This window comes from Polaromonas sp. YR568 (genome assembly GCF_943369675.1).
In the GTDB taxonomy this organism is placed as follows: domain Bacteria; phylum Pseudomonadota; class Gammaproteobacteria; order Burkholderiales; family Burkholderiaceae_C; genus Polaromonas.
The window spans coordinates 16,107-40,874 of sequence record NZ_CALROB020000023.1 but is presented as its reverse complement, the minus strand read 5'-3'; the positions used below and the strand labels follow the sequence as shown (position 1 = coordinate 40,874).

Annotated in this window: 27 protein-coding genes, 1 tRNA gene and 1 pseudogene; 12 read left to right on the top strand and 17 right to left on the bottom strand. The window is 64.0% G+C overall.

Translation table 11 applies throughout. The features are described 5' to 3' along the window. Nucleotides 1-50: 50 nt before the first annotated feature. Entirely contained in the window at nucleotides 51-1,250 is a 1,200-nt protein-coding gene (locus tag ACLV8F_RS14010) for an AAA family ATPase (RefSeq protein WP_411884809.1), read from the bottom strand. A 334-nt stretch (nucleotides 1,251-1,584) separates the two neighbouring features. Further along, nucleotides 1,585-1,752: a recombinase family protein gene (locus tag ACLV8F_RS14005; protein ID WP_411884862.1), complete on the bottom strand. Its 168-nt coding sequence runs from the start codon at nucleotides 1,750-1,752 to the stop codon at nucleotides 1,585-1,587. Between the two features lie 197 nt (nucleotides 1,753-1,949). On the opposite strand from ACLV8F_RS14005, the gene ACLV8F_RS14000 reads away from it, so the two are divergent. Together ACLV8F_RS14000 and ACLV8F_RS13995 are read left to right on the top strand one after the other, a co-directional pair. Continuing rightward, nucleotides 1,950-2,039: transfer RNA gene (locus ACLV8F_RS14000), tRNA-Ser, on the top strand. A gap of 365 nt (nucleotides 2,040-2,404) precedes the next feature. Further along, nucleotides 2,405-2,782, top strand: a complete 378-nt coding sequence (locus tag ACLV8F_RS13995) for a hypothetical protein (protein WP_411884808.1) — start codon at nucleotides 2,405-2,407, stop codon at nucleotides 2,780-2,782. 55 nt (nucleotides 2,783-2,837) lie between these two features. Here ACLV8F_RS13995 and ureG read toward each other — a convergent pair whose 3' ends face one another. The 8 genes from ureG to ACLV8F_RS13955 all read right to left on the bottom strand — a co-directional run bounded on the left by ureG (nucleotide 2,838) and on the right by ACLV8F_RS13955 (nucleotide 8,934). Beyond that, a complete protein-coding gene (gene ureG / locus ACLV8F_RS13990) occupies nucleotides 2,838-3,509 on the bottom strand; it encodes an urease accessory protein UreG (RefSeq protein WP_411884807.1) in 672 nt (223 codons plus the stop codon). 27 nt (nucleotides 3,510-3,536) lie between these two features. Continuing rightward, on the bottom strand, nucleotides 3,537-4,244 hold the full coding sequence (locus ACLV8F_RS13985) for an urease accessory protein UreF (RefSeq protein WP_411884806.1): 708 nt from the start codon (nucleotides 4,242-4,244) through the stop codon (nucleotides 3,537-3,539). A gap of 7 nt (nucleotides 4,245-4,251) precedes the next feature. Beyond that, nucleotides 4,252-4,893, bottom strand: a complete 642-nt coding sequence (ureE, locus tag ACLV8F_RS13980; protein ID WP_411884805.1) for an urease accessory protein UreE — start codon at nucleotides 4,891-4,893, stop codon at nucleotides 4,252-4,254. A 300-nt stretch (nucleotides 4,894-5,193) separates the two neighbouring features. Further along, complete coding sequence (gene ureC, locus ACLV8F_RS13975) at nucleotides 5,194-6,912, bottom strand: urease subunit alpha (protein WP_411884804.1); 1,719 nt, start codon at nucleotides 6,910-6,912, stop codon at nucleotides 5,194-5,196. Between the two features lie 23 nt (nucleotides 6,913-6,935). Next, nucleotides 6,936-7,613, bottom strand: coding sequence for a LysE family transporter (locus tag ACLV8F_RS13970; protein WP_411884803.1), 678 nt, complete (start codon nucleotides 7,611-7,613; stop codon nucleotides 6,936-6,938). Nucleotides 7,614-7,637: 24 nt separating this feature from the next. Then, nucleotides 7,638-7,943, bottom strand: a complete 306-nt coding sequence (locus ACLV8F_RS13965) for an urease subunit beta (RefSeq protein WP_411884802.1) — start codon at nucleotides 7,941-7,943, stop codon at nucleotides 7,638-7,640. Between the two features lie 9 nt (nucleotides 7,944-7,952). Next, the gene (locus tag ACLV8F_RS13960) at nucleotides 7,953-8,564 is read right to left on the bottom strand and encodes a HupE/UreJ family protein (protein WP_411884861.1); all 612 of its coding nucleotides are present in this window, start codon (nucleotides 8,562-8,564) and stop codon (nucleotides 7,953-7,955) included. A 67-nt stretch (nucleotides 8,565-8,631) separates the two neighbouring features. After that, nucleotides 8,632-8,934, bottom strand: a complete 303-nt coding sequence (locus ACLV8F_RS13955; protein WP_007874763.1) for an urease subunit gamma — start codon at nucleotides 8,932-8,934, stop codon at nucleotides 8,632-8,634. 170 nt (nucleotides 8,935-9,104) lie between these two features. On the opposite strand from ACLV8F_RS13955, the gene ACLV8F_RS13950 reads away from it, so the two are divergent. The 4 genes from ACLV8F_RS13950 to infA all read left to right on the top strand — a co-directional run bounded on the left by ACLV8F_RS13950 (nucleotide 9,105) and on the right by infA (nucleotide 14,580). Further along, nucleotides 9,105-12,629 carry an ATP-binding protein gene (locus ACLV8F_RS13950; protein ID WP_411884801.1) on the top strand — a complete coding sequence of 1,175 codons (3,525 nt, stop codon included), beginning with the start codon at nucleotides 9,105-9,107 and terminating at the stop codon, nucleotides 12,627-12,629. Then, nucleotides 12,613-13,668, top strand: a complete 1,056-nt coding sequence (locus ACLV8F_RS13945) for a response regulator (protein WP_411884800.1) — start codon at nucleotides 12,613-12,615, stop codon at nucleotides 13,666-13,668. Before ACLV8F_RS13950 ends, ACLV8F_RS13945 begins: the two co-directional genes overlap by 17 nt. 354 nt (nucleotides 13,669-14,022) lie before the next feature. Then, the gene (locus ACLV8F_RS13940; protein WP_411884799.1) at nucleotides 14,023-14,259 is read left to right on the top strand and encodes a hypothetical protein; all 237 of its coding nucleotides are present in this window, start codon (nucleotides 14,023-14,025) and stop codon (nucleotides 14,257-14,259) included. 63 nt (nucleotides 14,260-14,322) lie between these two features. Beyond that, nucleotides 14,323-14,580, top strand: a complete 258-nt coding sequence (infA, locus tag ACLV8F_RS13935) for a translation initiation factor IF-1 (protein ID WP_092132708.1) — start codon at nucleotides 14,323-14,325, stop codon at nucleotides 14,578-14,580. A 93-nt stretch (nucleotides 14,581-14,673) separates the two neighbouring features. Here infA and ACLV8F_RS13930 read toward each other — a convergent pair. Both ACLV8F_RS13930 and ACLV8F_RS13925 read right to left on the bottom strand, forming a co-directional pair. Beyond that, nucleotides 14,674-16,018: pseudogene (locus ACLV8F_RS13930) on the bottom strand (dicarboxylate/amino acid:cation symporter). 126 nt (nucleotides 16,019-16,144) lie between these two features. Then, the gene (locus ACLV8F_RS13925; RefSeq protein WP_411884798.1) at nucleotides 16,145-16,756 is read right to left on the bottom strand and encodes a DUF502 domain-containing protein; all 612 of its coding nucleotides are present in this window, start codon (nucleotides 16,754-16,756) and stop codon (nucleotides 16,145-16,147) included. Between the two features lie 181 nt (nucleotides 16,757-16,937). On the opposite strand from ACLV8F_RS13925, the gene ACLV8F_RS13920 reads away from it, so the two are divergent. The 6 genes from ACLV8F_RS13920 (at nucleotide 16,938) to ACLV8F_RS13895 (ending at nucleotide 20,116) form a co-directional block, all read left to right on the top strand. Continuing rightward, nucleotides 16,938-17,147 carry a hypothetical protein gene (locus ACLV8F_RS13920; protein WP_411884797.1) on the top strand — a complete coding sequence of 70 codons (210 nt, stop codon included), beginning with the start codon at nucleotides 16,938-16,940 and terminating at the stop codon, nucleotides 17,145-17,147. Nucleotides 17,148-17,159: 12 nt separating this feature from the next. Then, nucleotides 17,160-17,522 carry a hypothetical protein gene (locus tag ACLV8F_RS13915; protein ID WP_411884796.1) on the top strand — a complete coding sequence of 121 codons (363 nt, stop codon included), beginning with the start codon at nucleotides 17,160-17,162 and terminating at the stop codon, nucleotides 17,520-17,522. Beyond that, complete coding sequence (locus ACLV8F_RS13910) at nucleotides 17,519-17,695, top strand: hypothetical protein (protein WP_411884795.1); 177 nt, start codon at nucleotides 17,519-17,521, stop codon at nucleotides 17,693-17,695. The genes ACLV8F_RS13915 and ACLV8F_RS13910 overlap by 4 nt, the downstream gene beginning before the upstream one ends. Nucleotides 17,696-17,881: 186 nt before the next feature. After that, nucleotides 17,882-18,115, top strand: coding sequence for a hypothetical protein (locus ACLV8F_RS13905; protein WP_411884794.1), 234 nt, complete (start codon nucleotides 17,882-17,884; stop codon nucleotides 18,113-18,115). A gap of 131 nt (nucleotides 18,116-18,246) precedes the next feature. Continuing rightward, nucleotides 18,247-19,065, top strand: coding sequence for a hypothetical protein (locus ACLV8F_RS13900; protein ID WP_411884793.1), 819 nt, complete (start codon nucleotides 18,247-18,249; stop codon nucleotides 19,063-19,065). A 385-nt stretch (nucleotides 19,066-19,450) separates the two neighbouring features. Beyond that, nucleotides 19,451-20,116, top strand: a complete 666-nt coding sequence (locus ACLV8F_RS13895) for a hypothetical protein (protein WP_411884792.1) — start codon at nucleotides 19,451-19,453, stop codon at nucleotides 20,114-20,116. A gap of 6 nt (nucleotides 20,117-20,122) precedes the next feature. Here ACLV8F_RS13895 and ACLV8F_RS13890 read toward each other — a convergent pair whose 3' ends face one another. From ACLV8F_RS13890 to ACLV8F_RS13870, 5 genes are read right to left on the bottom strand one after another with little or no spacing between them, the layout of a single operon-like run. After that, entirely contained in the window at nucleotides 20,123-21,106 is a 984-nt protein-coding gene (locus ACLV8F_RS13890) for a Bug family tripartite tricarboxylate transporter substrate binding protein (RefSeq protein ID WP_411884791.1), read from the bottom strand. 40 nt (nucleotides 21,107-21,146) lie between these two features. After that, on the bottom strand, nucleotides 21,147-21,851 hold the full coding sequence (locus ACLV8F_RS13885; RefSeq protein ID WP_411884790.1) for a class II aldolase/adducin family protein: 705 nt from the start codon (nucleotides 21,849-21,851) through the stop codon (nucleotides 21,147-21,149). A 5-nt stretch (nucleotides 21,852-21,856) separates the two neighbouring features. Beyond that, nucleotides 21,857-22,249 carry a nuclear transport factor 2 family protein gene (locus ACLV8F_RS13880; RefSeq protein WP_411884789.1) on the bottom strand — a complete coding sequence of 131 codons (393 nt, stop codon included), beginning with the start codon at nucleotides 22,247-22,249 and terminating at the stop codon, nucleotides 21,857-21,859. A 1-nt stretch (nucleotide 22,250) separates the two neighbouring features. Beyond that, entirely contained in the window at nucleotides 22,251-23,099 is an 849-nt protein-coding gene (locus ACLV8F_RS13875) for a fumarylacetoacetate hydrolase family protein (protein ID WP_411884788.1), read from the bottom strand. Continuing rightward, nucleotides 23,096-24,745 carry a bifunctional 3-(3-hydroxy-phenyl)propionate/3-hydroxycinnamic acid hydroxylase gene (locus ACLV8F_RS13870; protein ID WP_411884860.1) on the bottom strand — a complete coding sequence of 550 codons (1,650 nt, stop codon included), beginning with the start codon at nucleotides 24,743-24,745 and terminating at the stop codon, nucleotides 23,096-23,098. Before ACLV8F_RS13870 ends, ACLV8F_RS13875 begins: the two co-directional genes overlap by 4 nt. Between the last annotated feature and the right edge of the window lie 23 nt (nucleotides 24,746-24,768).

The window sequence follows — 24,768 nt, the reverse complement described above, 5'->3', positions numbered from 1 at the left end:
GATTAGAACCGTAGGCCGTATGCTTCTCGTATGAACTAAGCGACGCGCCATTAGATTCGGGGCACAGCACCCAATGCGCCAGCCATATACTTTGCACGAAGGTTGTCATCGCTCCTTAGGCCCGTAATTTCATCGCCTCTAAAAGCTATGCTTTCGCAATCTCTTTTCTCTACAAAAATCACTTGAGCCTTCTGCAGTAGATCGAGTACTTCCGGTGTATGGCAGGTGAAAATTAATTGTGCCTTGAATGGATTAGTGGAAGGGTTTGCAAATAGATCAAGCAGCGGTTCAACCATGTGCGGATGCAGATCGTTTTCCAGCTCATCAATTAGCGCAATACCACCTTTCTCTAGAATCTGCAGTAAGCGACCCAGCAAGATAAAGGCAGATTGAGTACCGCTAGATTCAAGCTCAAGCGGCAATTGGAAAGTCGCTCCTTCGCGCGTTTCGTGCTTGCCAAAAGCACTCCAAATCTTGACTGGGTGAGCGGGACTGCCGGAGCCAGCGGCGATTTGGACTTCGCGCTCTTCGACATGGACACCTTTTAGGCCCAAATCCCATCGAGTCAATAAGCTGCTCATTTGATCGCGCAACTTACTATTCTCGAAAAACAGCTTCGACACGATACCCAGTTGTTGCATTTCAAAAGTAGAGCGGCCCATGACCGTCACATTGCTCGTGAAATTAACCGAGTCGATATGTTTCGCGACTTCAGTTCCATATTGCAAGGCAGTTGAGATTAGCGAGGCATTTGGGCGCACCTTCCGCGCCTCCGCAGGAGCTAGACCAAAATCTTGTTGCTTGACTTGATAGGTCTTATTCTCTTTGTCCCAGTCTCGGACAAACACATAACGAAACCGTTCACTCTTGCGATAAAGCGCTTCATGCACGACGTGCGTCGCCGTCGCGTGTAGTACGTATCGCCACAAAATACCAGCACTATCTTCCGCCTCAAGCTCAATTTCAGTCGGCGAATCAATAGTAGAAAAATGGGGGGTTAGAGGAATTCCGCTCTCAGGTAGCGAGGAGAATGAATTCGACATAAACCATGCTGCAAATGCAAGTGGCTTAAGCGCCGCTGTTTTTCCCGCACCGTTTGCGCCAAGTACGGCCAGAGCAGTGGTTAACCGTTGACCACTTGCGGACACGGCTTCCCATCCCCGAACAGGCATCTTGTTATTCAAAACTAGGGAAATGTGAGCTCGTTCGCGAAAGCTCTGGAAATTTTTAAAGGAATAGGTGTGGAGCATTTGATTTCGTATTACGTAATCAGGCTAATTTTGCATCAACAAAGTGTTTTTTCAACAATTTTTTGTTGAAAAGCAAAAATACCAAGGTTATTTTTGCGATATTGAACTAGACGCCGAGAGCAGATGCAGCGCCCGCGCGCCTATCCTTCAATTAGGGGGAAGATCAGCGCAAGCTGGAATGCCCCGGCTTTCTCACACGGTATACGGCACGCCTAATCGTAGACGGATGGACCTCAAACAGATCAGCCAGGCTGTTTAGGGTGTACCAATCGCCGGGGAGCAGTACAGCTTCACGATATCGGCCTCTACGTCGCTTGGAAGGGAGCGCTTGCGGCTACAGCGCACACCGCGCTGCTTGCTGGCCCGCTATGGACCGTTCTCTGATAATTCCGCGCTCAAACTTGGCAAACGCGCCGAGCATGTGCATCATCATGCGGCCGGTGCCGGTAGACGTGTCTACCGGCTCAGTGAGGCTGTGAAAACACGCGCTGGCCTCTTCGATGCGCTCAAGGATTGAGAGCAGACCAATCAGCGACCGAGCGAACGGTCGATTTTGTAGACCTCTACCACATCACCAGGGCGGAGCATTGAGAGTAGGGTTGCAAATCACCCTGTTGCTCACTGAACTGGGTTTCCCGCAAGATTTGCTCGACATGAGTACCTGCCCAAGGCTCGCAGTCGCTGTAAACTATGCCGCTCGGAAGCGTGGCAGAGCGGTTGAATGCAGCAGTCTTGAAAACTGCCGAGGATGCAAGTCCTCCGTGAGTTCGAATCTCACCGCTTCCGCCACTTACTCAAGTGGCACTGGCTTTAAGGCCTCTCACACCGCACTCTGCGGTTCAGCCCTCAGCCGCAACCGCCCTCAGTTACCTGAGCCCCCCCACTTGACGGCAAGTCCCGTGGTCGGCGCGTAGCCAGGCCGACGGCCTTGGCCGAAAAGTCCGGCCGCCAATAGCCTGCTTCTTCGCCCATCCCGTTTCAGTCAATTTCAAAGGTGCTTCAGCACCCCAGCCAGCAATTCCGGGCCAAAACTCCGATCCGGCCCCATTCGGCCGTTAAAAGCCCTGAAAACGTCAAGCGGCGAACAGACGCCCAAAACCGGAACTATTTCCTGGAACTAGTTCCGTTCCTTTCTGAAAACTTATTTCAGGGTGATGACGAAAAGCGCGGGGAACGCGATCATTGAAACAATAAGTTACAGCGTTTCAAAGGTCGAAAATTCCATGACTATTCCTGCTTTTCATCCCGAAGTGGCCGAGCAAGTGGCCACTGCCTTTGTCAAGGCAACCGCAGCCCGCTGGTCGTTTCCGCGGGTCGATCTCCAGGACAAGGGGACTTTCATGCTGATCAGCGTGGAAGCCCTGGCGCCAGATGCCCAGGAAGTCGAGATGCCGCTTAAAAAGTCCATTGCGCAGGCGCTCAGCGAGGTGATTCCGATGCATCCTTCGCAAAAATTCGGCAACTGGATGGTGGTCTTCTTCCACGAAGGCAAGATGTTCGAGACGGTGCATCCCAGCGAATTCCAGGGGTGAGCGCTCCCTGACTTGCTGATGCCGGGCCTTTTGCGGACCTCGGCCGCCGCCAGCCTCAGGCGGCTTCGGCTTCGGGCTGCAGCAGCATGCCCCGGGTCTCGATAAAGGCAATCACCTCGGCCAGGCCGTCCCTGGTTTTCAGGTTGGTCATCACAAACGGCTTCAAACCCTTGGCCGTGGTGCGCATGCGTATGGTGTCCTCTTTCATGACGCCCAGGTCGGCGCCCACATAAGGCGCCAGGTCGGTCTTGTTGATCACGAACAAATCGCTTTTGGTGATGCCCGGCCCGCCCTTGCGCGGAATCTTCTCGCCGGCCGCCACGTCAATCACATAAATCGTCAGGTCGCTCAGCTCGGGGCTGAAGGTGGCGGCCAGGTTGTCGCCGCCGGATTCCACGAACACGACGTCGGCATCGGGGAAGTCCACCAGCATGCGGTCTATCGCCTCGAGGTTGATGGAGGCGTCTTCGCGGATCGCGGTGTGCGGGCAGCCGCCGGTTTCCACACCCATGATGCGTTCGGCGTCCAGCGCGCCGCTCACGGTCAGCAGGCGCTGGTCTTCCTTGGTGTAGATGTCGTTGGTGATGGCGACCAGGTCGTACTTGGCTTTCATGCCCTTGCACAGCATCTCGAGCAGCGTGGTCTTGCCGGAGCCGACCGGGCCGCCTATGCCCACACGCAGGGGCGGCAGTTTTTTGGTGCGGTTGGCGATGTGGTGCAGGCTCATGGGGTACCTAAAAAGCGGTTGGATGGATCAGGAGCGGAACAGCCGCGAATACTGGGTCTCGTGTTGCGCTGAAAGAATCGCCAGCATGGGCGAAAAAGCCTGGCGTTCACCGTCGGGCAGGCGCATCGCCGTTTCGACGGCGCCGGGGATGTCGCGGCTCAGCTTGGCCAGTATGCGCTGGCCGGCGCTTTGGCCCAGGGGCACGGATTTGAGCGCGGCCTGCATCATGTTCTCGGCCCAGCCGAAGGCATAGGCCAGCAGGCAGTCGCGCACGCCGGCGGCGGTTTGTGAGGCCGCGAGCGCATAGGCCACGGGGTAGGTCGGCTGCAGCGCGGCGCAGGCCGCGATGTACGGGGCGCTCGCGCCTTCATGGTTGCGCAGCCATTCAAGCAGCGATCGGCCCATTTGTTCGGCCTGCGCGCGCAACTCGCTGGTCTCGCGCGTCTGCAACACCCAGGCGTTCAGCTCGGCGATGCGATCCAGGTCGCCCGTGCGCCAGGCCGGAATGGCCTGGGCGATCACGGCCAGGTCGCCGCGCGTGAGGGCCAGCTGCAGCTGGTCGCTGAGCCAGCTTGCAGCCAGGGCTTCGCAGGTGACCTCGCCGCAGTCGACGGCGGCTTCCAGCCCTTCCGAATACGAGAAGCCACCCACGGGCAGGGCCGGCGAGGCCAGCCAGATCAGCTGGAGCAGGCTGGACGCCGGAAGCTGTCCTGCGGGCGGGGCGGACATGTCCATCAGCGGCCTAGTGGCTGTGCGGCTTGTGTTTGTGGACCTGGATGGCCACGGGCTTTGCTTCGTGCGCGTGGTCGTGATGCTCGTGATCATGGCTGTGGTTGCAATCGGGGCCGTGCACGTGTGGCGCCGGTGCTGCCGCAGCAGCAGGTGCATGGTTGTGCTCATGTCCGTGATCGTGGCCATGCCCATGTCCGCCCGAACTGTAAGCACCGCCCTCAGGCTCAAACGCTTCCTCGACCGCGTTAACGATCAAATGCATGGAACGCAGCATGTCGGCCAGCACATGGTCGGGTTCTATCTTGAGGTGGTCGGGCTTGAGCTCTATCGGCACATGGCGGTTGCCCAGGTGGTAGGCCGCGCGCGTCAGGTCGAAGGGCGAACCGTGGGATGTGCAGGCCGTGATGCGCAGCACGGCTTGCGGCGCGGCAATCACCTTGACCATGGAGCCGTCTTCGGCCACCAGCACGTCGCCGCCGCGCACCAGCGTGCCGCGCGGCAGGAAGACGCCCAGCTGTCGGCCCAGCGAATCGGTCGCGTCAAAGCGGCTTTTCTGGCGCACGTCCCAGTCCAGCTCGACGGTGGCGGCGCGTTTGACGAGGACGGGGGCCAGGCCCGCGCCTTGGGGAATGATTTTGGAAGTTTGAAGCATAGGTCTGGTTGCAGCTTACTTAGTTTTCAATCTTGCTGGTGGCAGACGGGGCATTTGCTTTGTTCTTTCTCCCGGAAAATGCCGACCAAAGTAGCAGAAGCCCTCCGATCGGAACCGTCAGGAAACAGAAGAAGGCAAAGGGGATCAATGAGGCAAGTAGCGGCCATAAGGACTGATGTCTGGCGCAAACGCCCCCCATGCAGCCCAACAGCTCACCGACCCCGCCTGCAACGAATGTGACGGCAAGTGGCGAAAGCATGAAGACAACAACCCAAGCGCGATAACCCATGCAGGCAGCCCTTAAAACAGGAAATAGCGCTGCGTCATCGGCAGGCTGGTTGCCGGTTCGCAGGTCAGCAGCTGGCCGTCGGCGCGCACCGCATAGGTCTGGGCATCGACTTCCATTTTGGGCAGGTAGGCATTGTGGACCATGTGCTGCTTGTGCACGCCGCGTATGTTTTTCACGGCGCTCAGCGTCTTGGCCAGGCCGAAGCGTTCCTTGACGCCGGCGTTGAAGCCGGCCTGGGAGACAAAGGTCAGCGAACCCCTGGCGATCGCGCCGCCGAAGCCGCCGAACATGGGGCGGTAGTGCACCGGTTGCGGCGTGGGGATGGAGGCGTTCGGGTCGCCCATGGCGGCCATGGCGATAAAGCCGCCCTTGAGGATGACCGAGGGCTTGATGCCGAAAAAGGCCGGTTTCCACACCACCAGGTCGGCCCACTTGCCGGGCTCGACCGAGCCGACCTCGTGCGAGATGCCGTGGGCGATTGCCGGGTTGATGGTGTATTTGCTGATGTAGCGCTTTACGCGGAAGTTGTCGTGGCGCTCGCTGTCGCCGGGGAGTTTTCCGCGCTGCTGCTTCATCTTGTGCGCGGTCTGCCAGGTGCGGATGATGACCTCGCCGACGCGGCCCATGGCCTGGCTGTCACTGCTCATCATGCTGATCGCGCCCAGGTCGTGCAGCACGTCTTCGGCCGCGATGGTTTCCTTGCGGATGCGGCTTTCGGCAAAAGCCAGGTCTTCGGCGATGCCGGCGTCCAGGTGGTGGCACACCATCAGCATGTCGACGTGTTCGTCGAGCGTGTTGACGGTGTAGGGCATGGTCGGGTTGGTGGAGGAGGGCAGGAAGTTCTCCTCGCCCACCACGCGCAGGATGTCGGGCGCATGGCCGCCGCCCGCGCCTTCGGTGTGGAAGGCGCAGAGGCTGCGGCCCTTGGTCGCGGCGATCGTGTTCTCGACAAAGCCCGATTCATTGAGCGTGTCGCTGTGGATGGCGACCTGCGTGTCGGTTTCCTCCGCCACGTCCAGGCAGTTGCTGATGGCCGCGGGCGTGGTGCCCCAGTCCTCGTGCAGCTTCAGGCCTATGACGCCGGCGTTGATCTGCTCATGCAGCGCGGCGGGCAGGCTGGCATTGCCCTTGCCGAGGAAGCCCAGGTTCATCGGGAAAGCGTCGGCGGCCTGCAGCATGCGCTCGATGTTCCAGGGGCCGGGCGTGCAGGTGGTGGCGAAGGTGCCGGTGGCCGGGCCGGTGCCGCCGCCCAGCATGGTGGTGATGCCCGAGGTCAGCGCCTCCTCGATCTGCTGCGGGCAGATGAAGTGGATGTGCGAGTCGATGCCGCCGGCCGTGACGATCATGCCTTCGCAGCTGATGATTTCGGTGCCGGGGCCGATGATCATGTCCACGCCGGGCTGGGTGTCGGGGTTGCCGGCCTTGCCGATGGCGGCGATGCGACCGCCCTTGAGGCCGATGTCGGCCTTGACGATGCCCGAGTGGTCGATGATGAGCGCGTTCGTCATCACGCAGTCCATGGCGCCTTCGGCCCGGGTTTTCTGCGACTGGGCCATGCCGTCGCGTATCGTCTTGCCGCCGCCGAACTTGACTTCCTCGCCGTAGCTGCCGGCGCGCAGGGTGTAGTCGGCCTCGACCTCGACCACCAGGTCGGTGTCGGCCAGGCGCAGGCGGTCACCGGCCGTGGGGCCGAACATTTCCGCGTAGGCGCGGCGTCCTATGGTTGCCATCGTTGTGTCCTCGGTTCAGAAAATTACGGGGCCGGCGTTGCCGAACGGGCGGCGCGCGGCCCGTTCGCCGCGGCGTCGGCCGCCGGGTCAAAAAGCTCGCGCAGCGTGCCCAGGGCCAGGGCCAGCAGGGCCACCGCGCAGAGGCGATAAGTGAAGCGCGCCCAGCGCGCGCCCAGGCGGCGGAACACGCGGTCGACAATGGCGGCGCAGACAAAACACCAGACGACGGACGCGACCATGAAGCCGGCAAAAAAGATGGCGTAGTCCGCGGCGCCCGGGTGCGCCACGCCCACCGCGCCCATGGCTCCGCCCATGGCGGCCCAGTAGGCGATGTTCTGCGGGTTGGTCAGCGACAGCGCCATGCCTTTTTTCAGCGCGCCCTGCGCGGCCGGTGCCGCGCCGGCGTCCATCGTGTGTTCGACCCGCGCGGCTTGCCAGCTGTCCCAGGACAGCCACGCCAGGTAGGCCGCGCCCGCCAGCCCCAGCGGCCAGCGCAAGGCATCGAGTTGCATGGCCAGGCCTATGCCGGCAAGGCCCAGGATCGCCCAGACGGCATCGCCCACCAGCGAACCCGCCTGCACCTGGAAGGCGGGCCGGAAGCCGCCGCGCACGCCCTGGCGCACCGTCTCGGCGAACACCGCGCCGGGCGCGGCGTTAAACACCAGGCCCAGGAAAAACGCGGAGATGAACAGTGTCGTCATGGCTGTGCACTGGCTTGGCGGGGCTCAGAGCCCGCCCTGGACCAGGCCGCGAAAGCCGTAGACCTTTCGGTCGCCCGCGAAGTCCACCAGCTCGACGGTGCGCTGCTGCCCGGGCTCAAAGCGCACGGCGGTGCCCGATGCGATGTTCAGCCGCATGCCGCGCGCCGCGTCGCGGTCAAAGCCGAGCGCGCCGTTGGTTTCGGCGAAGTGGTAGTGCGAGCCGACCTGGATGGGCCGGTCGGCCGTGTTCTGCACGACGACGGTCAGCGTGCGCCGGCCCGCGTTGAGCACGTGGTCGGGTCCGTCGGTGATGAGTTCGCCGGGAATCATGGCGCGTCCTCAGGCCAGTTGGGCCAGCAGGGTCACGCCAAAAATGGCGACAGCGGCGCCGGCCGCGCGCGGCAGCCACACATTGGCGCTGCGCAGCGCCCAGCCGGCGCCCAGGCCCGCCAGGTGCAGCAGCAAGGTGGTCGCCAGCATGCCCGACAGCGCGGCCCAGGCATTCGGCGCAGCGGCCAGTTCATAACCATGGGCCAGGCCGTGGAAGACGGCGAACACGCCGACGATGAGCGCGGCCGCGATGCCTGGCACATGCCAGCGCGACACGACCAGCAAGCCGGTGACCAGCAGCGAGGCCGCGATCATGGGCTCAACGGCGGGGATCTGCACACCTTGCAGTCCCAGCAAGGCGCCCGCCAGCAGCATGCCGGCAAAACCCAGCGGGCCCCACAGCAGTTCGGGCCCGGCGCGGCGCGCGGCCAGGGCGCTCCACAGGCCCACGGCCACCATGGCGGCCAGGTGGTCCATGCCTGTCAGCGGGTGCAGGAAGCCGGTCATGAAGTTCAGGTGCGTGTGGCCGTCCACGCCGGTGTGCGCGAAGGCGGCGGCGGGCAGCACGGCCGCGAAGGCCAGCAAGGCGCGCAGAGTACGCAGAGTAAGGGATGAAGGCATCAAGGAAAAACGCACGGCAATCTCCTGTTGGGCGATGTTGTAGTTTGAAATGAGAAGCGGGTGATATTCAGACGATGGGCTGGTGCACGGTGACCAGCTTGGTGCCGTCGGGGAAGGTCGCTTCGACCTGGATGTCGGGGATCAGCTCGGGGATGCCGTCCATCACGTCGGCGCGGGTCAGCACGGTGCGGCCCTCGCTCATGAGCTGGGCGACGGATTTGCCGTCGCGCGCGCCTTCCATCACGGCGGCGCTGATCAGCGCGACGGACTCGGGGTAGTTGAGCTTGAGGCCGCGGGCGCGGCGCCTTTCGGCCAGCAGGGCGGCCGTAAAAATAAGCAGCTTGTCTTTTTCGCGGGGCGTCAATTCCATGGGGCTCTCTCAGGGCAGGCTGCCGGCTTGGGGATGCTTGCCGGGGTGCAAGAATGGTGCCATAAGAAGCGGGGCCCACCAAGGCCGCGGGGCAGCCCAGGGGGCGCATGGCACAGAACATGCACCTGAACGGGGTCAATCACTCCGCGCCCGGCGCATCTGCCCACCCCATGGACGCCCCGCTCACGCCCCTGCAGCCGCCACTGCCGCCCGACGCGGCCGTGGCCGCGCCTTTGGCGGGCGAGGCGCCGCCGCTGCAGCGCATCATCAAGGTCAGGCGCGACTACAACAGCTGGGTCGCCAGCGAAACCATGGAAGACTACGCGCTGCGCTTCACGCCGCAGCGCTTTCGCAAGTGGTCGGAATGGCGGGTCGCCAACACCGCCTTCGGCGCGGCTTCCTTCCTGATCCTGGAGGCGGTGGGCGCCACGCTGCTGGTCAAGTACGGTTTTACCAACGCCTTCTGGGCCATCGTCGCCACCGGCCTGATCATCTTCCTGGCCGGCCTGCCCATCAGCATTTATGCGGCGCGCTACGGCGTGGACATGGATTTGCTGACGCGCGGCGCTGGTTTCGGCTACATAGGCTCCACGCTGACCTCGCTGATCTACGCGTCCTTCACCTTTATCTTTTTTGCGCTGGAGGCGGCCGTCATGGCCTATGCGCTGGAATTGGCGCTGGGCATTCCGCCGAGCTGGGGCTACCTGATCTGCGCACTGCTGGTGATCCCGCTGGTCACCCACGGCGTGTCCGCCATCTCGCGCCTGCAGGTCTGGACCCAGCCTTTGTGGCTGGTCATGCTGGTCGTGCCCTTTGTGTTCGTGCTGCTGCGCGATCCTGGTGCCTTTTCAGGCGTTCTGCACTACGGCGGGGAGAAAGGCACGGGCGGCGAGTTCAATTTGCACCTGTTTGGTGCCGCGCTCACGGTGGGCATCGCGCTGATCACCCAGATGGGCGAACAGGCCGACTACCTGCGCTTCATGCCGGTGCAGACGCCGGCCAACCGCTGGCGCTGGTGGGGCGGCGTGCTGGTGGGCGGGCCGGGCTGGGTGTTTCTGGGCGTGGTCAAGATGCTGGGCGGCGCTTGCCTGGCCTACCTGGCGATCTCCAACATGGTGCCGCTGGACCGCGCGGTCGACCCCAACCAGATGTACCTCGCGGCCTATGAATATGTGTTCCCGCACTACGGCATGGCGGTGGCCGCGACCGCGCTCTTCGTCGTGGTGTCGCAACTCAAGATCAACGTGACCAATGCCTACGCGGGTTCGCTGGCCTGGTCGAATTTTTTCTCGCGCATCACGCACAGCCATCCGGGGCGCGTGGTGTGGGTGGTGTTCAACACGCTGATCGCCTTCATGCTGATGGAGATGAACGTCTTCCAGGCGCTGGGTGACGTGCTGGGCCTGTATTCCAACATCGCCATCGCCTGGGTGATGGCGGTGGTGGCCGATCTCGTCATCAACAAGCCGCTGGGCCTGAGCCCGCCGGGCATCGAGTTCAAGCGCGCGCATTTGTACGACATCAACCCGGTCGGTGTGGGCGCCATGGCGCTGGCCTCGGCCTTGTCCATCACGGCGCACCTGGGGCTGTATGGCGAAATGGCGCAGGCTTTCTCCGCCGTGATCGCCATGGGCACGGCTTTTGTGGCGGCGCCGCTGATCGCCTGGGCCACCAAGGGCAAGTACTACATCGCGCGCAGTTCAGGTGCTACGGCCGGTGAAGGAAGCTACAAACGTTATGCGACCCAGCAATGCGTGATCTGCGAGCGCGCCTACGAGGGCCCCGACATGGCGCACTGCCCGGCCTACCAGGGCCCGATCTGCTCGCTGTGCTGCACGCTGGACGCGCGCTGCGGCGACCTGTGCAAGCCGCATGCGAGCCTGTCGGCGCAGTGGTCGGCCACCTTGCGCTGGCTGCTGCCGCGCCGCGCCTGGCCTTACCTGGACACCGGCCTGGGCCACTTCCTGCTGCTGATGCTGATCATCGTGCCGCTGCTGGCCAGCGTGTTCGGCCTGCTCTACCACCAGGAACTCAGCGCGTTGACCGACCTGGCGCCGTCCGAGCCGGCGCTGAAGTCGGGCTTCCTCAAGGCCTATATGGCGCTGCTGGTGATTGCCGGCCTGGTCGCCTGGTGGCTGGTGCTGGCGCACAAGAGCCGGCAGGTCGCGCAGGAGGAATCGAACCGCCAGACGCATTTGCTGATGCGTGAGATCGAGTCGCATCGCCAGACCGACGAGGCGCTGCAGCAGGCCAGGGTGGTCGCCGAAGAGGCGCGCCACCACGCCGACCAGGCCAACCAGGCCAAGAGCCGCTACATCAGCGCCATCAGCCACGAGCTGCGCACGCCGCTCAACAGCATCCTGGGGTATGCGCAGCTCATGGGCGAAGACAGCGCGATCCCGCCGCACCGCAAGCAGGCCGTCAGTGTCATCAAGCGGGGCGGCGAGCATCTGCTGTCGCTGATCGAAGGCACGCTGGACATCGCCCGCATCGAGGCCGGCAAGCTCACGCTCAACGTCAAGCCCATGCACTTCGCCGATTGTGTGCACGAGATGGCCGGCATGTTCGAGCTGCAGGCCGCGGCCAAGGGCCTGGCCTTCCACTTCGAGGCCAGCGGCAACCTGCCCGAGCTGGTGCGCGCCGACGAAAAGCGCGTGCGGCAAATCCTGATCAACCTGCTGGGCAATGCCATCAAGTTCACGGTGCAGGGGCAGGTGACCTTCCGGCTGCGCCATGCGCGCGAGATGGCCTACATCGACATTGAAGACACCGGCCCCGGCATGCGCGAGGCCGAGCTCGCGCGCATCTTCGAGCCCTTCGCGCGCGGCGCCGCGGCGGGCCAGAGCGCCGCGGGCACGCCGGGCGCCGGCCTGGGCCTGACGATTGCCAAGATGCTGACCGACCTTATGGGCGGCGAGATGACCGTCGTGAGCACGCCGGGCGAGGGCTCCGTCTTCCGCATCCGATTGTTTTTGCCCGAGGTGCATTTGCCGGCGGGCGCCACCAAGGATGCGATCACCCGGCCGGCGCGGCGCCGGCCGCGCGGCTACGAAGGCCCGCGCCGCAAGCTGCTGGTGGTCGACAACGAAGAGCCAGACCGCGAACTGCTGGTGCAGCTGCTGCAGCCCATGGGTTTTGAACTGCGCACCGCCGCCAGCGGCCACGACTGCCTGGACCTGCTGGCCGCCGGCTACCAGCCCGACGTGATCTTCATGGACCTGGCCATGCCGGGCATAGACGGCTGGGAGACGCTGCGCCGCGTGCGCGGCTCCGGCCATGAGGCCATCCACCTGGCCATCGTCTCGGCCAACGCCTTCGACAAGGGTATGGAGAACGACGCCGGCATCCTGCCCGAGGACTTCATCCTCAAACCCGTGCGCCACACCGAGCTGATTGCCTGGCTGGAGCGGCGCCTGTCGCTGACCTGGCGCTACGACGAGGCCGCCGAGGCCTTGCCCGCGCCGGCGCCCGCACTGCGCGTGCTGCCGGACGCCGCGCAGCTGGCCGCGCTGCAGGAGGTGGTGACCCTCGGCTTTTACCGCGGCATCATGAACACACTGGCGGACATCGAACGGCAGCAGCCCGACACCGCAGCCTTTGTCGACGACATGCGCGTGCTGGCGCGGCAGTTCCAGTTCGAGGCCATGGGCCGCCAGCTCGCCAACCAGGAGGACCGCGATGAGCAGCGTGCTTGAAGATTCCCCCGCCACACTGAACCCGCTGAACCGCAGCCTGGACCACACACTGGACCGCGCCAACAGCGACGTCGTGCTCATCGTCGACGACGTGCCCGACAACCTGTCGGTGCTGCACGACGCGCTCGACGAGTCGGGCTATACCGTGCTGGTCGCCACCAACGGCGAGGCCGCGCTGCAGCGCGCGCTGCAGGCCAGGCCCGACATCGTGCTCCTCGACGCCATGATGCCGGGCATGGACGGTTTTGAAGTCGCCAAGCGCCTGAAGGCCATGGCCGAGACCAGCCACATCCCCATCATCTTCATGACCGGCCTCACCGAAACCGAGCACCTGGTGGCCGCGCTGGAGGCAGGCGGCGTGGACTACGTCACCAAGCCGATCAAGCCCAAGGAAGTCATGGCGCGCATGGGTGTGCACCTGCAGGGCGCGCGCCGCGCCCGCCAGGAGGCGCGCCAGGCCGGCCAGGCGCGCAATGCGCTGGACGCCTTTGGTTATGCCAGCATCACGGTGCGCATGGGCGGCGCGGCCGACGGCCGGCTGGTCTGGCAGACGCCGCTGGCGCGCGACCTGTTGATGCGCTACTACGGCACCGCCGCGCCGCAGACGCCCGAGCCGGTGCTGGCCTGGCTGCGCCGCCACATGGCGGACGCCGAACGCCAGATCGAGCCGCCGCGCCTGGCGGTGGAGCAGGGGCCGCGCCGGCTGACCTTCCGGCTGCACCAGCAGACCGGCGATGCCGAGGGCGGGGCCGGCGGCAGCGGAGACTGGCTGATCGTGATGCGCGAGATTTCCGACGATGCGGTGGTCGAGGCCATGAGCCTGAGCTTCAAGCTCACGGCCCGCGAGGCCGAGGTGCTGTACTGGGTCGTCAAGGGAAAAACCAACCGCGACATCGGCGACATCCTGGGCTCAAGCCCGGCCACCGTGAAGAAGCACCTGGAGCGCGTCTACGCCAAGCTGGGCGTGGAAACCCGCACCGCCGCCGCGGGTATGGCGATGAACCGGATCCGGCAGTTGCACCCGCAATTCGAGGGCTGAGTTCTGCCCAAACAAGGCAAAAGGCGCGATTTGCGCCGGGCGGTTACAATAAGCGCTTCGGTAAAGCATCAGCTTTTTACATCGAAGCCTTTTCCCAACAGGTTTCCTTCTCAATTGCGGCGCTTCCCAGAGCCCGAATCCACAGTGTTTTCAGTGCCCATACAGCGCTGAACCCTCTCAACACTGTTCCGTTTTCCCGGCGAGCACTATTCCCGACAGTGCCCACGCATGGCTCAACCAGCCCAGCCCCTGACAAAGGCCAGGCGGGTGGACACCGAACACCCGCCGGCTTGCTCGCAAGCCGATTACTCCTTATTTATCAAGCCGGGACACATAACCCGGCACGGAATTTTTATGAACGTAGATCACACCAAAATCGCGGTGGGCAAGTACCTTGTCTCACCACTGGCCAAGCAGCAAGGCGAACGCTACGCTGCATCGGTCTCCATCCGCTCCGGAAGCGGCAGCGCCACGCATGACCGCGTGATGCGCTTCAGCGACCTCTTTGACAGCGCGGCCGCGGCCGTGCATTACGCGACGGAACATGCCCTCGGCTGGATCCACGAGCGTTCGACGCCGGCCTGCGCATAAAGCCTTGCCAGCCCTCACAACAGACATCACGGACAATTTTTTCAATTCCCTAGGAGTTACATCATGGCCAAAGAAGAACTGATTGAAATGCATGGGCTGGTCGACGAAGTGTTGCCTGATTCGCGCTTTCGCGTCACGCTCGACAACGGCCACAAGCTTGTGGCTTACACCTCGGGCAAGATGCGCAAGAACCACATCCGCATTCTTGCGGGCGACCAGGTGTCGCTGGAGCTCTCGCCTTACGACCTGAGCAAAGGCCGCATCACCTTCCGTCACATCGCGGGCCGCGGCCCGGGACCGGCACCGCGCCAGGCCCGCTAAAACGGCGGTTCGCCGCAGTACAAAAACACAAAGCCCGGCAGGTGGAGTTTTCTCCGCCTGCCGGGCTTTGTTATTGGTGGCGTGTGATGTGTTTCAGTGGCGCCCGGTCGCCATGTGTTCGGTCTTCCGGTTGACCAGCACTTCCGGTTCCTGGGCTTCCACCCAGGTCTCGTTGTTGAGCCCGGCCTTGAACCTGTCGGTGTCCAGCTCATCCGTCCATTTGGCGACCACGATGGTGGCCACGCCGTTGCCGATCAGGTTGGTCAGGGCCCGCGCCTCCGACATGAAGCGGTCTATGCCCAAAATCAGCGCCAGCCCGGCTACGGGCACGGTGCCCACGGCCGACAGCGTGGCGGCCAGCACGATAAAACCGCTGCCGGTGATGCCCGCCGCGCCCTTGGAGGTCAGCAGCAGCACCGCCAGCAGCGTGATTTCCTGCATCAGCGTCATCGGCGTGTTGGTGGCCTGGGCGATGAACACCGCCGCCATCGTGAGGTAGATCGAGGTGCCGTCCAGGTTGAAGGAATAACCCGTCGGGATCACCAGGCCCACGGTGGTTTCTTCGCCCCCAGGTTCTCCATTTTTTCCATCATGCGCGGCAGCACCGACTCGGACGATGAGGTGCCCAGCACGATCGGCAGCTCTTCCTTGATGTACTTGATGAACTTCCAGATGCTGAAGCCGTGCACGCGCGCGATGGTGCCCAGCACCACGAAGATGAAGATCAGGCAGGTCGCGTAAAAAGCCGCCATCAGCTTGCCCAGCGAGACCAGGCTGTCCACGCCATACGCGCCTATGGTGAAGGCCATCGCGCCGAAAGCGCCTATGGGCGCCACCCGCATGATGAAGCCGACGATGGTGAACAGCACGTGCGAGGTTTTCTCGACGAAGTCGAACACAGCGTGCCGCGACCGCCGAAGCGGTGCAGCGCGAAGCCGAACATCACCGCGATCAGCAGCACCTGCAGGATTTCGCCCTTGGCGAAGGCGTCGACCACGGTGGTCGGGATGATGTTCATGATGAAGTCGGTTGTGCCCACCATCTTGCCGGGGCCGGTATAGGCCGCGATGGCCTTGGTGTCCAGCGTGGAGACGTCGACGTTCATGCCCTGGCCCGGCTTGAACACGTTGACCAGCACCAGCCCGATGATCAGCGCGAAGGTGCTGACGACTTCAAAGTACAGCAGCGCCAGGCCGCCGGTCTTGCCGACCTTCTTCATGTCTTCCATGCCGGCGATGCCGATCACGACAGTGCAGAAGATGATGGGCGCGATCATCATCTTGATCAGCTTGATGAAACCGTCGCCCAGCGGCTTCATGAGCTTGCCGGCCTCGGGGTAGAAGTGCCCCAGCAGCACGCCGGCGATCACCGCACAGATCACCTGGAAGTAAAGCGACCGGTAGAGCGGCAGCTTGCGGCTTGTTGTCTCTGTTGTCATAGCCGGGGCGCATCAAGGATGCGAATGTATGTGTGACCGGCCCAATATAGTCCTGCCACACGATTTGTCCATGTGGGAAACCAAAGATCACAAACCTTTACGCACCCCCGGCACGGCCGCAAACGCTCAGCCGGCCGTGCCGCCGCTGCCCTGGGCCGGCGGGCGCGCCATCCAGGCGATCAGCGAGGAGCGCATGGCTTCCTCCACCGACATGTCTATGGGCTGCACCCAGTCGGCCGGCACGAAGACCGTGTAGCCGCCAATCATGTAACCCATGGGCAGATATACCGCCACGCGCTCGCCGGGCAGGAAGCCCGGCGGCAGGTCGGCAAAGCTGCGGCGCGTGATCAGGCCGACGATTTCCATCGCATGGCCGGGCATGCGCAGGATCACCACGCTTTGTTCGCCCTGCTTGCCCGAAGGCGAAAAATAGTCGGCAAAACTCTTGAGCGAGGAATAAATACTTTTGACCACCGGCAGGTTGGTAAAGGGCAGTTCCGCGAAAGACAGCAGCTTGCGCACGCTTTGTTTGGAGACCAGGTAGCCGATCACCAGGATGCTGAGCACGCCGAACACCAGGCCCAGGCCCGGGATGTAAAAGCTGCCGATCAGCGGGCGCAGCACCCACAGCGCCGCGGTTTCCATCCAGGCCAGGAAGATGTAGAGCAGGTAGACCGTCAGGGCCACCGGCAGGATGGTGATCAGGCCGCGGAAGAAGTATTTGTAGAGGCTTTTCATGGGTTCTCTGGTCGTGGCGCCGCTGTGCACGATGCAAGGCTGGCCGTGCCTGCAATATACCCATTTAAGTTGACGCCTCCGCGTGGGAGCGCCTGTCGGCTTTCTCCTACATTTTTCCGGTACTAATCACCGCAAATTGTCATATTTCCGTGCGTAAACTGGCGGGACTGCGAACACCGACATGCAAGCCGCCGCCCCCGCCAAGATGACACCGGACACTGGCCCGCGCGGCGCCGCCGTCACCGTCTTTTCCTGTTCGCCGCCATCGGCCGCGTCGCCGAAAGTTACGTTTCATCCCCTTGATATTTTTTTGCCGCGCTCCAAGCTGCGCTGCAACGCGCGCGCACGCCTTCACACCCGTCATTGCACCCGGCACGCCCGGATTTTTTGAGGATTCCTTTCCATGACCCAATCCACACTGGCCACTGCACAGCTCAGTGCACCCTTGCGCTCCCTGGCCTTGACCGTCGAGGAAACCGCGCCCGGCGAATTTGTCTGGCGCATTCTCGAAAGCTTCGGCAAGCCCGGGGTGTTCGAATCGGTGTCCTGCTCGGATATCAGCTTCGCCGCCTACGACACGGCGCTGGCCACGGGCTATGGCGAACTCCAGCGCCTGGTCGGCCCCGACCTGCAATACGGCCCGCGCAGCGTGGATGACCCGCAGGTCGACCTCTTCACCGCCGCGCCCAAGGCCGCTGCGGGCAGCAGCCCCGACAGGCGTGCCGCGGTGAATGCCAGCCCCAAGCGCGGCGCGGTGCCCGCATGAAGGCCGCCCGCCTCGAGACTGATTACGCGCGCCTGCGCGCGCAGCTGGAGGCGCTGCAGGCCGCGCCCGAGAAAGATTTCGCGAAGATAGATGCGCTCATCGACGAGCTCGAAAAACTCCAGCTCGCCATCAAGGCGACGCATGGCATCAAGGGCAACAACCCCAACGAGTAAGCCCTGCGCCCACTGCGGCAGGCACAGTGCGTAGCATTTTGTGACCTCGCTTGTCCTACATGGCGCGCTGTAGGAGGCCGACGAAACGCTTTCCCTCCTGTTCGTAAATTGAACCTAGCTGGCAATACGGCCAGCGAATTTACCAACCCGATTGCCTGTGATGGGCATGACCCAAGGAGTTAAACCATGAAAGCATCCAAGACCCTGGCATCCGCCTTCGCCGCCGCAGCTGTTGTAGGTGCCATCGGTATGGCTTACGCCCAGACCCCTGACACCACCACGCAACCCGCTTCGCCGACCGACGCGACCATGCAGAACCAGGTCACCACGCCTGACAGCGCAGCACCTGCGGCCGCGCCCAGCACCACGGACACCACAGGCTTCCAGGCCGAGCGTCCCGCCCAGGCTGACCGTAACTAAGCCAGGGACACCATGCACCTTGGTGTGACACCCGCCCCGGGCGGCCCCCGCATGCCGGCATGCGGCGGTTCCCGGGGCGTTTTCATGCACGGGCATGGCCTTTGTTTCCCTTTTTTAACGGCGCCAGCGCCATGCAAACTTTCTTTCATCAGTTCCGGGACCTCCTGAATTTTTCCGGCCGGCCCGCACCTGAAGGCGCGCCGCAGGACGACACGCGCTCGGACATCCTGGACGGCATCAAGCAGGGCGTGCTGTGGGGCGTAGCCGTGGCGGTTGTGGTCTTGCCGATATTCCGCGCGCACCAGGTGAGGCCTGTCTACACCGCTCAGGCCCAATCCGCGCTGCAGCAGACACCGCGCGTCGCCGATTTCGGCGGCGAGAGCGCCTCCGACAACGCCCGCCAGGTCGCCAACTGGGTTGTCACTTCGGGCGACAACCGCAAGCTCTTTTTTGTCATCCTCGACAAGGCCCACACCAAGGTGTTCGTCTTTGAGCCTTCGGGCAAGCTGCGCAGCGCCACACCGGTGCTGATAGGCGCCGCGCGCGGTGACGATTCGGTGGACGGCATAGGCGGGCGGCCCATCGCGCAAGTGCGGCCCGAAGAGCGCACCACACCCGCCGGCCGCTTCCTGGGTGAGCCCGGGCGCAACGCAACCGGCGAGGATGTGGTCTGGGTCGATTACGACGCGGCCGTCTCCATGCACCGCGTGCGCACCACCGAGCCCAAGGAGCGCCGGCTGGAGCGCCTGGCTTCGGCCACCACGGATGACAACCGCATTTCCTATGGTTGCATCAACATGCCGGTCGCTTTTTTTGAAAACGTGCTCAAGCCGGCCTTCAATGCCAGCTACGGCGTGGTCTATGTGCTGCCCGAGGTCAAGCCGCTGGCCGAGGTGTTTCCGGCGGCGCATGAACTCGCCGTCCGGCAGGGAACGGCTCCTGCGGCCTGAGTTTTCCTCCCCGATTTTTGTAACTTGTAACGGGCGCCAATCTGGCGCCCGTTTTGTGTTGCGCGCCAGCATCTTTTGCCCGAAAAAATCCCGGCCAAAGCGACTGTTACATGCCCGGGCACCGTATCCTGTTGGCCGGCCTAACACGGTAATTTCGTTTCTGCCAAAGGATTTTCTGCTATCTAAACAGGAGCGAGTTTCCGAGCGGTTTCAGGGTTTTTCCGTTGAGCACAATTGCTTGCATCGTTAACATGGCGCAACGACCGCCGGGCGCGTTAAGCGTTAATCACCCGGCTTTCCAATGTGCGTTCGCGCACGCAACGGCGCAAGGCACAGGACCCGAATGTTGTTCAAAGGCAGGAAGCACGCTCGCATACTTCGCACGGTGGCATTTGCCGTTTTTGCCGCCGGCCCCTTGCTCTCCCTGGCCGCGCCGCTGGCACCTTATACGGAGACTTCTGCCGGCCCCGCCGCCGCGAATCCCCACACCGGCATGGCATTGGTGGCCGCTTCCACGGATGCCCGCCAGGCCTTGCGCTGGGTGGTGGACGCGCACGACAACCAGGGCCTGCCTTTTGTCATCGTCGATAAAAAAGGCGGGCGCATCTTTGTGTTCGAGGCTGACGGGCAGTTGCGCGGCGCATCGCCCGCATTGATGGGCCTGGCGCCCGGCGACCAGACCGTGCCCGGCATGGCCCAGCGCAGCGTGGCCAGCCTGCGTGACTACGAGCGCACCACGCCCGCGGGCCGCTTTGTCTCCGAGCCCGGCCACAACCTGCAGGGCGAAGCGATTGTCTGGATCGACTACGCGGCCAAGCTGGCCATCCACCGCCTGCGCCCCGCGCCCGTGGCCGAGCGACGTGCGGAACGGCTGGCGTCCGACACACCCGACGACAACCGCATCTCCATGGGCTGTGTGGTGGTGCCGGTCAGCTTTTACGAAACGGTGGTCGGCCCCGCGCTGGGGAAAAGCCGCGGCATTGTTTATGTGCTGCCAGAAACCCAGCCGCTGCAGCGCATGCTGGTTGCGCTGCAGCTAAGTCAGCGCTAAAGGCTCTCATTCAGGCTTGATGTTGGCTGCCTTGGCCAGCTGTTCGTAGCGAATTTTGTCCGAGCGGATCAGCTTCACCACCGCCGCGCCATTGCCCGCATAGGGCTCGACCCCCGCATTCGACAGGCGCGACTGCACGGCGGGATCGGCCAGCACCTTTTGCACGTCGGCGACGATCTTGCTGACGACGGCCGGCGGCATCTTGGCCGGTCCCATCAGCGCGAACCAGGTCGAAAAGTCCAGCGGCTTGAGGCCTTGCTCTTCAAAGGTGAGGGTGTCGGGCAGTAGCGAATAGCGCTTCTGGCTGGCCACGCCGATCACATTGAGCCGGCCCGATTTGGCGTAGGGCGCGGCCAGGTTGGCGCTCAGGATGGCCAGCGGGATCTGGCCGCCCACCACGTCGGGCACCACGGGCGCGCAGCCCTTGTAGCCGGCGTGCACCGCGTCCAGCGAGGTCTTCTGCTTGACGAGTTCCATCACGAAATGCATGGGCGTGCCCACTCCGCAGGAGCCGTAGCTGAGCTTGCCGGGGTTGGCCTTGGCATAGTCCTGCAGCTCCTTGAGGTTTTTGACGTTGAGGCTGGGGTGGGCCACCAGGGCGATCGGCGTGATGCCCAGCAGCATGATGGGCGTCAGGTCTTTTTCGGGGTCGTAATTGAGTTTCATGCCCAAGCCCATGTTGACCACCATGGTGCTGTTTTGCAGCAGCAGTGTGTAGCCGTCGGCCGGCGAATTCACCACGACTTCGGAGCCGATGTTGCCCGAGGCGCCGGTGCGGTTTTCCACCGCCACGCCCTGGCCCCAGGACTGCTGCAGGCTGGCGCCCAGCTGGCGCGCCAGGATGTCGGCGCCGCCGCCCGTGCCGTAAGGCACGATGATGCGCACCGATTTGGCCGGCCAGGTCTGGGCCAGCGCCGCGGGGGTGGCCAGCGCATGGCAGGCCAATGCGAGGGCGCAGGTCTTCAGGAGGGATGTCAGCTTCAGTTTCATGCGTTGCTCTCCAGGGGTTGGGTCAAAAAACAGGATTCAATCAAAGTTCGTGCTGCCACAGCGCCCAGGCGCGCGGGATCTGCGCGTCATTGGCGGCGGCGGCCAGGGCGGCTTCAGTGTCGGTCAGGTAAGTGACAGTGCCCAGCGCCATGGCGGCAGCCTGCAGGCCGGCGTTGACTTCGGTGTAGACGGCGCGGTAAACGGCATGCTCGAGCGAGCCGCCCACCACCGTGCTGCCGTGGCCGCGCATCAGCACGCAGGCGCAGCCGCCCAGCGATGCGGCGAGCGCCTTGCCGAGGGCAGGGCTGCGTATCAGCAAATCGCTGTCGCCCGCCGTGTCGCGAATCTCGAAATGCGCCGAGCCGCTGCCGAGGAAGCCCGACATGTGGAACACCGGCCGCAAGCGCTGGCCGGTGATGCCGAAGGGAATCACGCGCGGCGAATGGCTGTGCACCACCGCCATCACCCCGGGCCGGGCGCGGTAGATCTCGCTGTGGATGAAGCGCTCCAGGTAAGGCTTGCCGGTGATGGCGCCCAGCGGCTCGCCGTCCAGGCCGTAGCAGCCTATGTCGGCTTCTTCGACCAGCGCCGGCGCGCGGCTGCGGGACAGTAGAAAAACATCGTCATTGCCGGGCTGGCGCACGCTGACGTGGCCGAAGCCGTCCACCACGCCGCGCGCGTACAGGATGTGGTTGGCCAGCACCAGTTGCCGGGCCAGGGCCGGGTCGGGTTTGATAGCACTCATGGCGCTCATGCGGCTTTGGCGGGCAAGGCGGTGGCCTGCACGGCTTGCAGCACCCAGCCTGACGCCGTGTGTTCCCACACCGCGAGGTAGCTGCTGGCGATGTCGCGGCGAACCTCGCCCTTGAGAATCGTGGCCCGCATCACCGCACTGACCAGACCCGTTGTTCCCGCGCCCAGCAGCCGCGCTTGCGGCGCCGCAAACTCCAGCGCCTCATAACGCAATGCGCCATTCGCCAGCAGCCGCAGGTAGCTGGCCTTGCTGTCCGTCACGCCGGTCGAATGGGTGTAGGCCAGCGCATCCGACAGCAGCGTATCCAGCGCGGCCGTGTCCGCGGCCAGCATGGCCAGCCGCCTGGCCTCTTCGGCCGCCAGCAGGCTTGATTCAAGGGCGGCCGCCATCTCAGAAACGCGTGGCGTCGGCCGCGATGGTGTTGAAAAGCACGCCGACCTTGCTGACCTCGATTTCCACTTCGTCACCCGGCTTCATCCACACCGGCGGCGTGCGCTTGACGCCGACGCCGCCCGGCGTGCCGGTCACGATCACGTCGCCGGGTTGCAGCGAGGTGAAGCTGGAGATGTATTCGATCAGCACCGGGATGCTGAAGATCATCGAGGCGGTGGTGGTGTGCTGCATGACCTGGCCGTTGAGCCGGGTTTCGAGTGTGAGCTCCTCCCCGTCGGCGATCTCGCCGCGCGTCACCATCCAGGGGCCGAAGCTGCCGGTGCCGCTGAAGTTCTTGCCGGCGGTGAACTGCAGCGTGTGTTTTTGCCAGTCGCGCACCGAGCCGTCGTTGTAGGCGCTGTAGCCGGCCACGTAATTCCAGGCGTCGGCTTCGCGGATGCGCCGGCCAGCCTTGCCGATGACGACGGCGATCTCGCCTTCGTAATCGAGCTGCGTCGATTCAGCCGGCATCAGGATGGGCTGGCGGTGGGCCGTCTGCGACTCGGCCACGCGCATGAAGAGCAGCGGGTGCTGGGTGGGGTCGCGCTGGGTCTCGATGCGGTGCGCCTCGTAGTTGTGGCCCACGCAGAAAATCTTGCCCGGCATCGGGATCACGGGCAGGAAGGTGATGGCGTCCAGCGGCAAGGCGCTTGCCGAAACAGGCCTGGCGGCGATCTCGTCGAGCTTGCCGGCCTGCAGCGCGCTGAGCAGCGTCGGGTACTGCGCCGACTGCAGGGGCAGGACGCCGGCCTCGGTGGCCACGCCCCAGCCGGGTTGTCCCTGGTAAAGATAACTGGTGATTTTCACGGTGTGTTTCCTGTGGTGAGTTGAACGGAGGGGGTCTGTGCACCGGGCGGCATGCCCAGGCGCTTGAGGAGTTCGGCGCCGGCGGCATCGCCGCGGCGCAGGTAGGCCAGCACATAGCGGTCGGGCCGCAGCAGAACGGCCTGCGCGCCGGCGCTGCGGATGATGGCCTCCAGCGTGCCGCCGCAGTCGCGCAGTGTTTCGCCGGGTTGGGCCGGCTTCAGGAAGTCGTCGCTTTGCGCCACCACGCGGATATGGCGGCAGGCCAGGTCGGTGGCCGCCAATTCGGCCAGCGCGGCGGCCGCATCGCCGTCGTCGGCATCGGCCAGCGACAGCAAGGCGAAGCCGCTGCCCAGCACGTCGTCGAGCGAAGCCTGCGCGCCGCCCGGCAGTTCCACCCGGGGCTGCGGCAGCAACTGCCCGGCCGGCACCAGCGCCGCGGGCGCATGGCCGGGCACAAAAAAACCTTCAAAAAAACGCGGCTTGGGCTTGAACTTGAGTTGCAGCACATAGTCGCGCACCGGCGGGAAAATACTGAACAGCTTGAGTGCGCCTTGCGTCAGCATGGCAGCCGGCACCGATTTGGGCTGCATGAATTTGCCGATGCGCACCGCCATCTGGATCAGCGACCAGGCATGGGGTTTGCGCTCGGTTTCATAGCTGTCCAGCAGCGAGGCGGGCAGCCGGCCCTGCACCACGGCGGCCAGTTTCCAGGCCAGGTTGGCGGCGTCGCGCACGCCGCTGTTCATGCCCTGGCCCGCAAAGGGCGGTGTCAGGTGGGCTGCGTCGCCGGCCAGCAGCACGCGGCCGGCTTTCCAGCGCTGGGCCACGCGCGCATGGAAGGCGTAGACCACCTTGCGCGTGATGGGCAGCTGCGCATCGGCCGGTTCGCGCGCATGGATCCAGCTGCGCACGCGGGCTTCTTCCAGCATTTGCTCGGGGTCTTCGCCTTCGTGCAGCATGAATTCGTAACGCAGCGTGCCGTCCGGCCCAGGCAGGCGTATCGCGGGGCGCACCGGGTCGCAGTAAGTGCGTGTGTGGCGAAAGGCCGAGTTGCGCTCCAGCAGGTCGACGATCAGCCATTTTTCGTCATAGCTGCTGCCGGTCAGCTGGATGCCCAGCTGCTCACGCACGCCGCTGCGGCCGCCGTCGCAGGCCACCAGCCAGTCGCAACGGATGTGTTTGGTTTCACCGTCATGGCGCAGTTCAAGCCGGACGCTTTCCCCGTCGTCGGCAAACTTCACCAGCTCATGGCCGAACCAGATCGCCGAGCCGGCAAAGCGCTGCATCCCGTCGCGCAGCTGGCCCACCAGCAGTTGCTGGCGAAAGGCGTTGCGTTTTGGGAAGCCGTGTTCCATTGCGTTGGGTTCTATGCGCGCGAAGACCTTGTTGCGCCATGAGTAGTAATGCACGCCATAGCCTTGCACCACATGCGGCAGCACATCGGCGATCAGGCCGGTGGCCTGCACCGTGCGCAGGCTTTCATCGTCGATGGTGACGGCGCGCGGCTCGCCCACGGTATTGGTGTTGCGCTCAACCACCAGGGCCTGCACGCCCTGCATGCCCAGCAGGTTGGCCAGCATCAGGCCGGTGGGCCCGGCGCCGACGATCACAACGGGGACATGCTGTGGGTCCGGCAGGGCCGGCATCGATGACAGAGAGAGTGGGGCGT

Bases quoted from the DNA above. Each gene is read 5' to 3' on its own strand.
- ACLV8F_RS14010 (WP_411884809.1), bottom strand. From the start codon at position 1,250: ATGCTCCACACCTATTCCTTTAAAAATTTCCAGAGCTTTCGCGAACGA.
- ACLV8F_RS13995 (WP_411884808.1), top strand. From the start codon at position 2,405: ATGACGAAAAGCGCGGGGAACGCGATCATTGAAACAATAAGTTACAGC.
- ureG (WP_411884807.1), bottom strand. From the start codon at position 3,509: ATGAGCCTGCACCACATCGCCAACCGCACCAAAAAACTGCCGCCCCTG.
- ACLV8F_RS13985 (WP_411884806.1), bottom strand. From the start codon at position 4,244: ATGGACATGTCCGCCCCGCCCGCAGGACAGCTTCCGGCGTCCAGCCTG.
- ureE (WP_411884805.1), bottom strand. From the start codon at position 4,893: ATGCTTCAAACTTCCAAAATCATTCCCCAAGGCGCGGGCCTGGCCCCC.
- ureC (WP_411884804.1), bottom strand. From the start codon at position 6,912: ATGGCAACCATAGGACGCCGCGCCTACGCGGAAATGTTCGGCCCCACG.
- ACLV8F_RS13970 (WP_411884803.1), bottom strand. From the start codon at position 7,613: ATGACGACACTGTTCATCTCCGCGTTTTTCCTGGGCCTGGTGTTTAAC.
- ACLV8F_RS13965 (WP_411884802.1), bottom strand. From the start codon at position 7,943: ATGATTCCCGGCGAACTCATCACCGACGGACCCGACCACGTGCTCAAC.
- ACLV8F_RS13960 (WP_411884861.1), bottom strand. From the start codon at position 8,564: ATGCCTTCATCCCTTACTCTGCGTACTCTGCGCGCCTTGCTGGCCTTC.
- ACLV8F_RS13955 (WP_007874763.1), bottom strand. From the start codon at position 8,934: ATGGAATTGACGCCCCGCGAAAAAGACAAGCTGCTTATTTTTACGGCC.
- ACLV8F_RS13950 (WP_411884801.1), top strand. From the start codon at position 9,105: ATGGACGCCCCGCTCACGCCCCTGCAGCCGCCACTGCCGCCCGACGCG.
- ACLV8F_RS13945 (WP_411884800.1), top strand. From the start codon at position 12,613: ATGAGCAGCGTGCTTGAAGATTCCCCCGCCACACTGAACCCGCTGAAC.
- ACLV8F_RS13940 (WP_411884799.1), top strand. From the start codon at position 14,023: ATGAACGTAGATCACACCAAAATCGCGGTGGGCAAGTACCTTGTCTCA.
- infA (WP_092132708.1), top strand. From the start codon at position 14,323: ATGGCCAAAGAAGAACTGATTGAAATGCATGGGCTGGTCGACGAAGTG.
- ACLV8F_RS13925 (WP_411884798.1), bottom strand. From the start codon at position 16,756: ATGAAAAGCCTCTACAAATACTTCTTCCGCGGCCTGATCACCATCCTG.
- ACLV8F_RS13920 (WP_411884797.1), top strand. From the start codon at position 16,938: ATGCAAGCCGCCGCCCCCGCCAAGATGACACCGGACACTGGCCCGCGC.
- ACLV8F_RS13915 (WP_411884796.1), top strand. From the start codon at position 17,160: ATGACCCAATCCACACTGGCCACTGCACAGCTCAGTGCACCCTTGCGC.
- ACLV8F_RS13910 (WP_411884795.1), top strand. From the start codon at position 17,519: ATGAAGGCCGCCCGCCTCGAGACTGATTACGCGCGCCTGCGCGCGCAG.
- ACLV8F_RS13905 (WP_411884794.1), top strand. From the start codon at position 17,882: ATGAAAGCATCCAAGACCCTGGCATCCGCCTTCGCCGCCGCAGCTGTT.
- ACLV8F_RS13900 (WP_411884793.1), top strand. From the start codon at position 18,247: ATGCAAACTTTCTTTCATCAGTTCCGGGACCTCCTGAATTTTTCCGGC.
- ACLV8F_RS13890 (WP_411884791.1), bottom strand. From the start codon at position 21,106: ATGAAACTGAAGCTGACATCCCTCCTGAAGACCTGCGCCCTCGCATTG.
- ACLV8F_RS13885 (WP_411884790.1), bottom strand. From the start codon at position 21,851: ATGAGTGCTATCAAACCCGACCCGGCCCTGGCCCGGCAACTGGTGCTG.
- ACLV8F_RS13880 (WP_411884789.1), bottom strand. From the start codon at position 22,249: ATGGCGGCCGCCCTTGAATCAAGCCTGCTGGCGGCCGAAGAGGCCAGG.
- ACLV8F_RS13870 (WP_411884860.1), bottom strand. From the start codon at position 24,745: ATGCCGGCCCTGCCGGACCCACAGCATGTCCCCGTTGTGATCGTCGGC.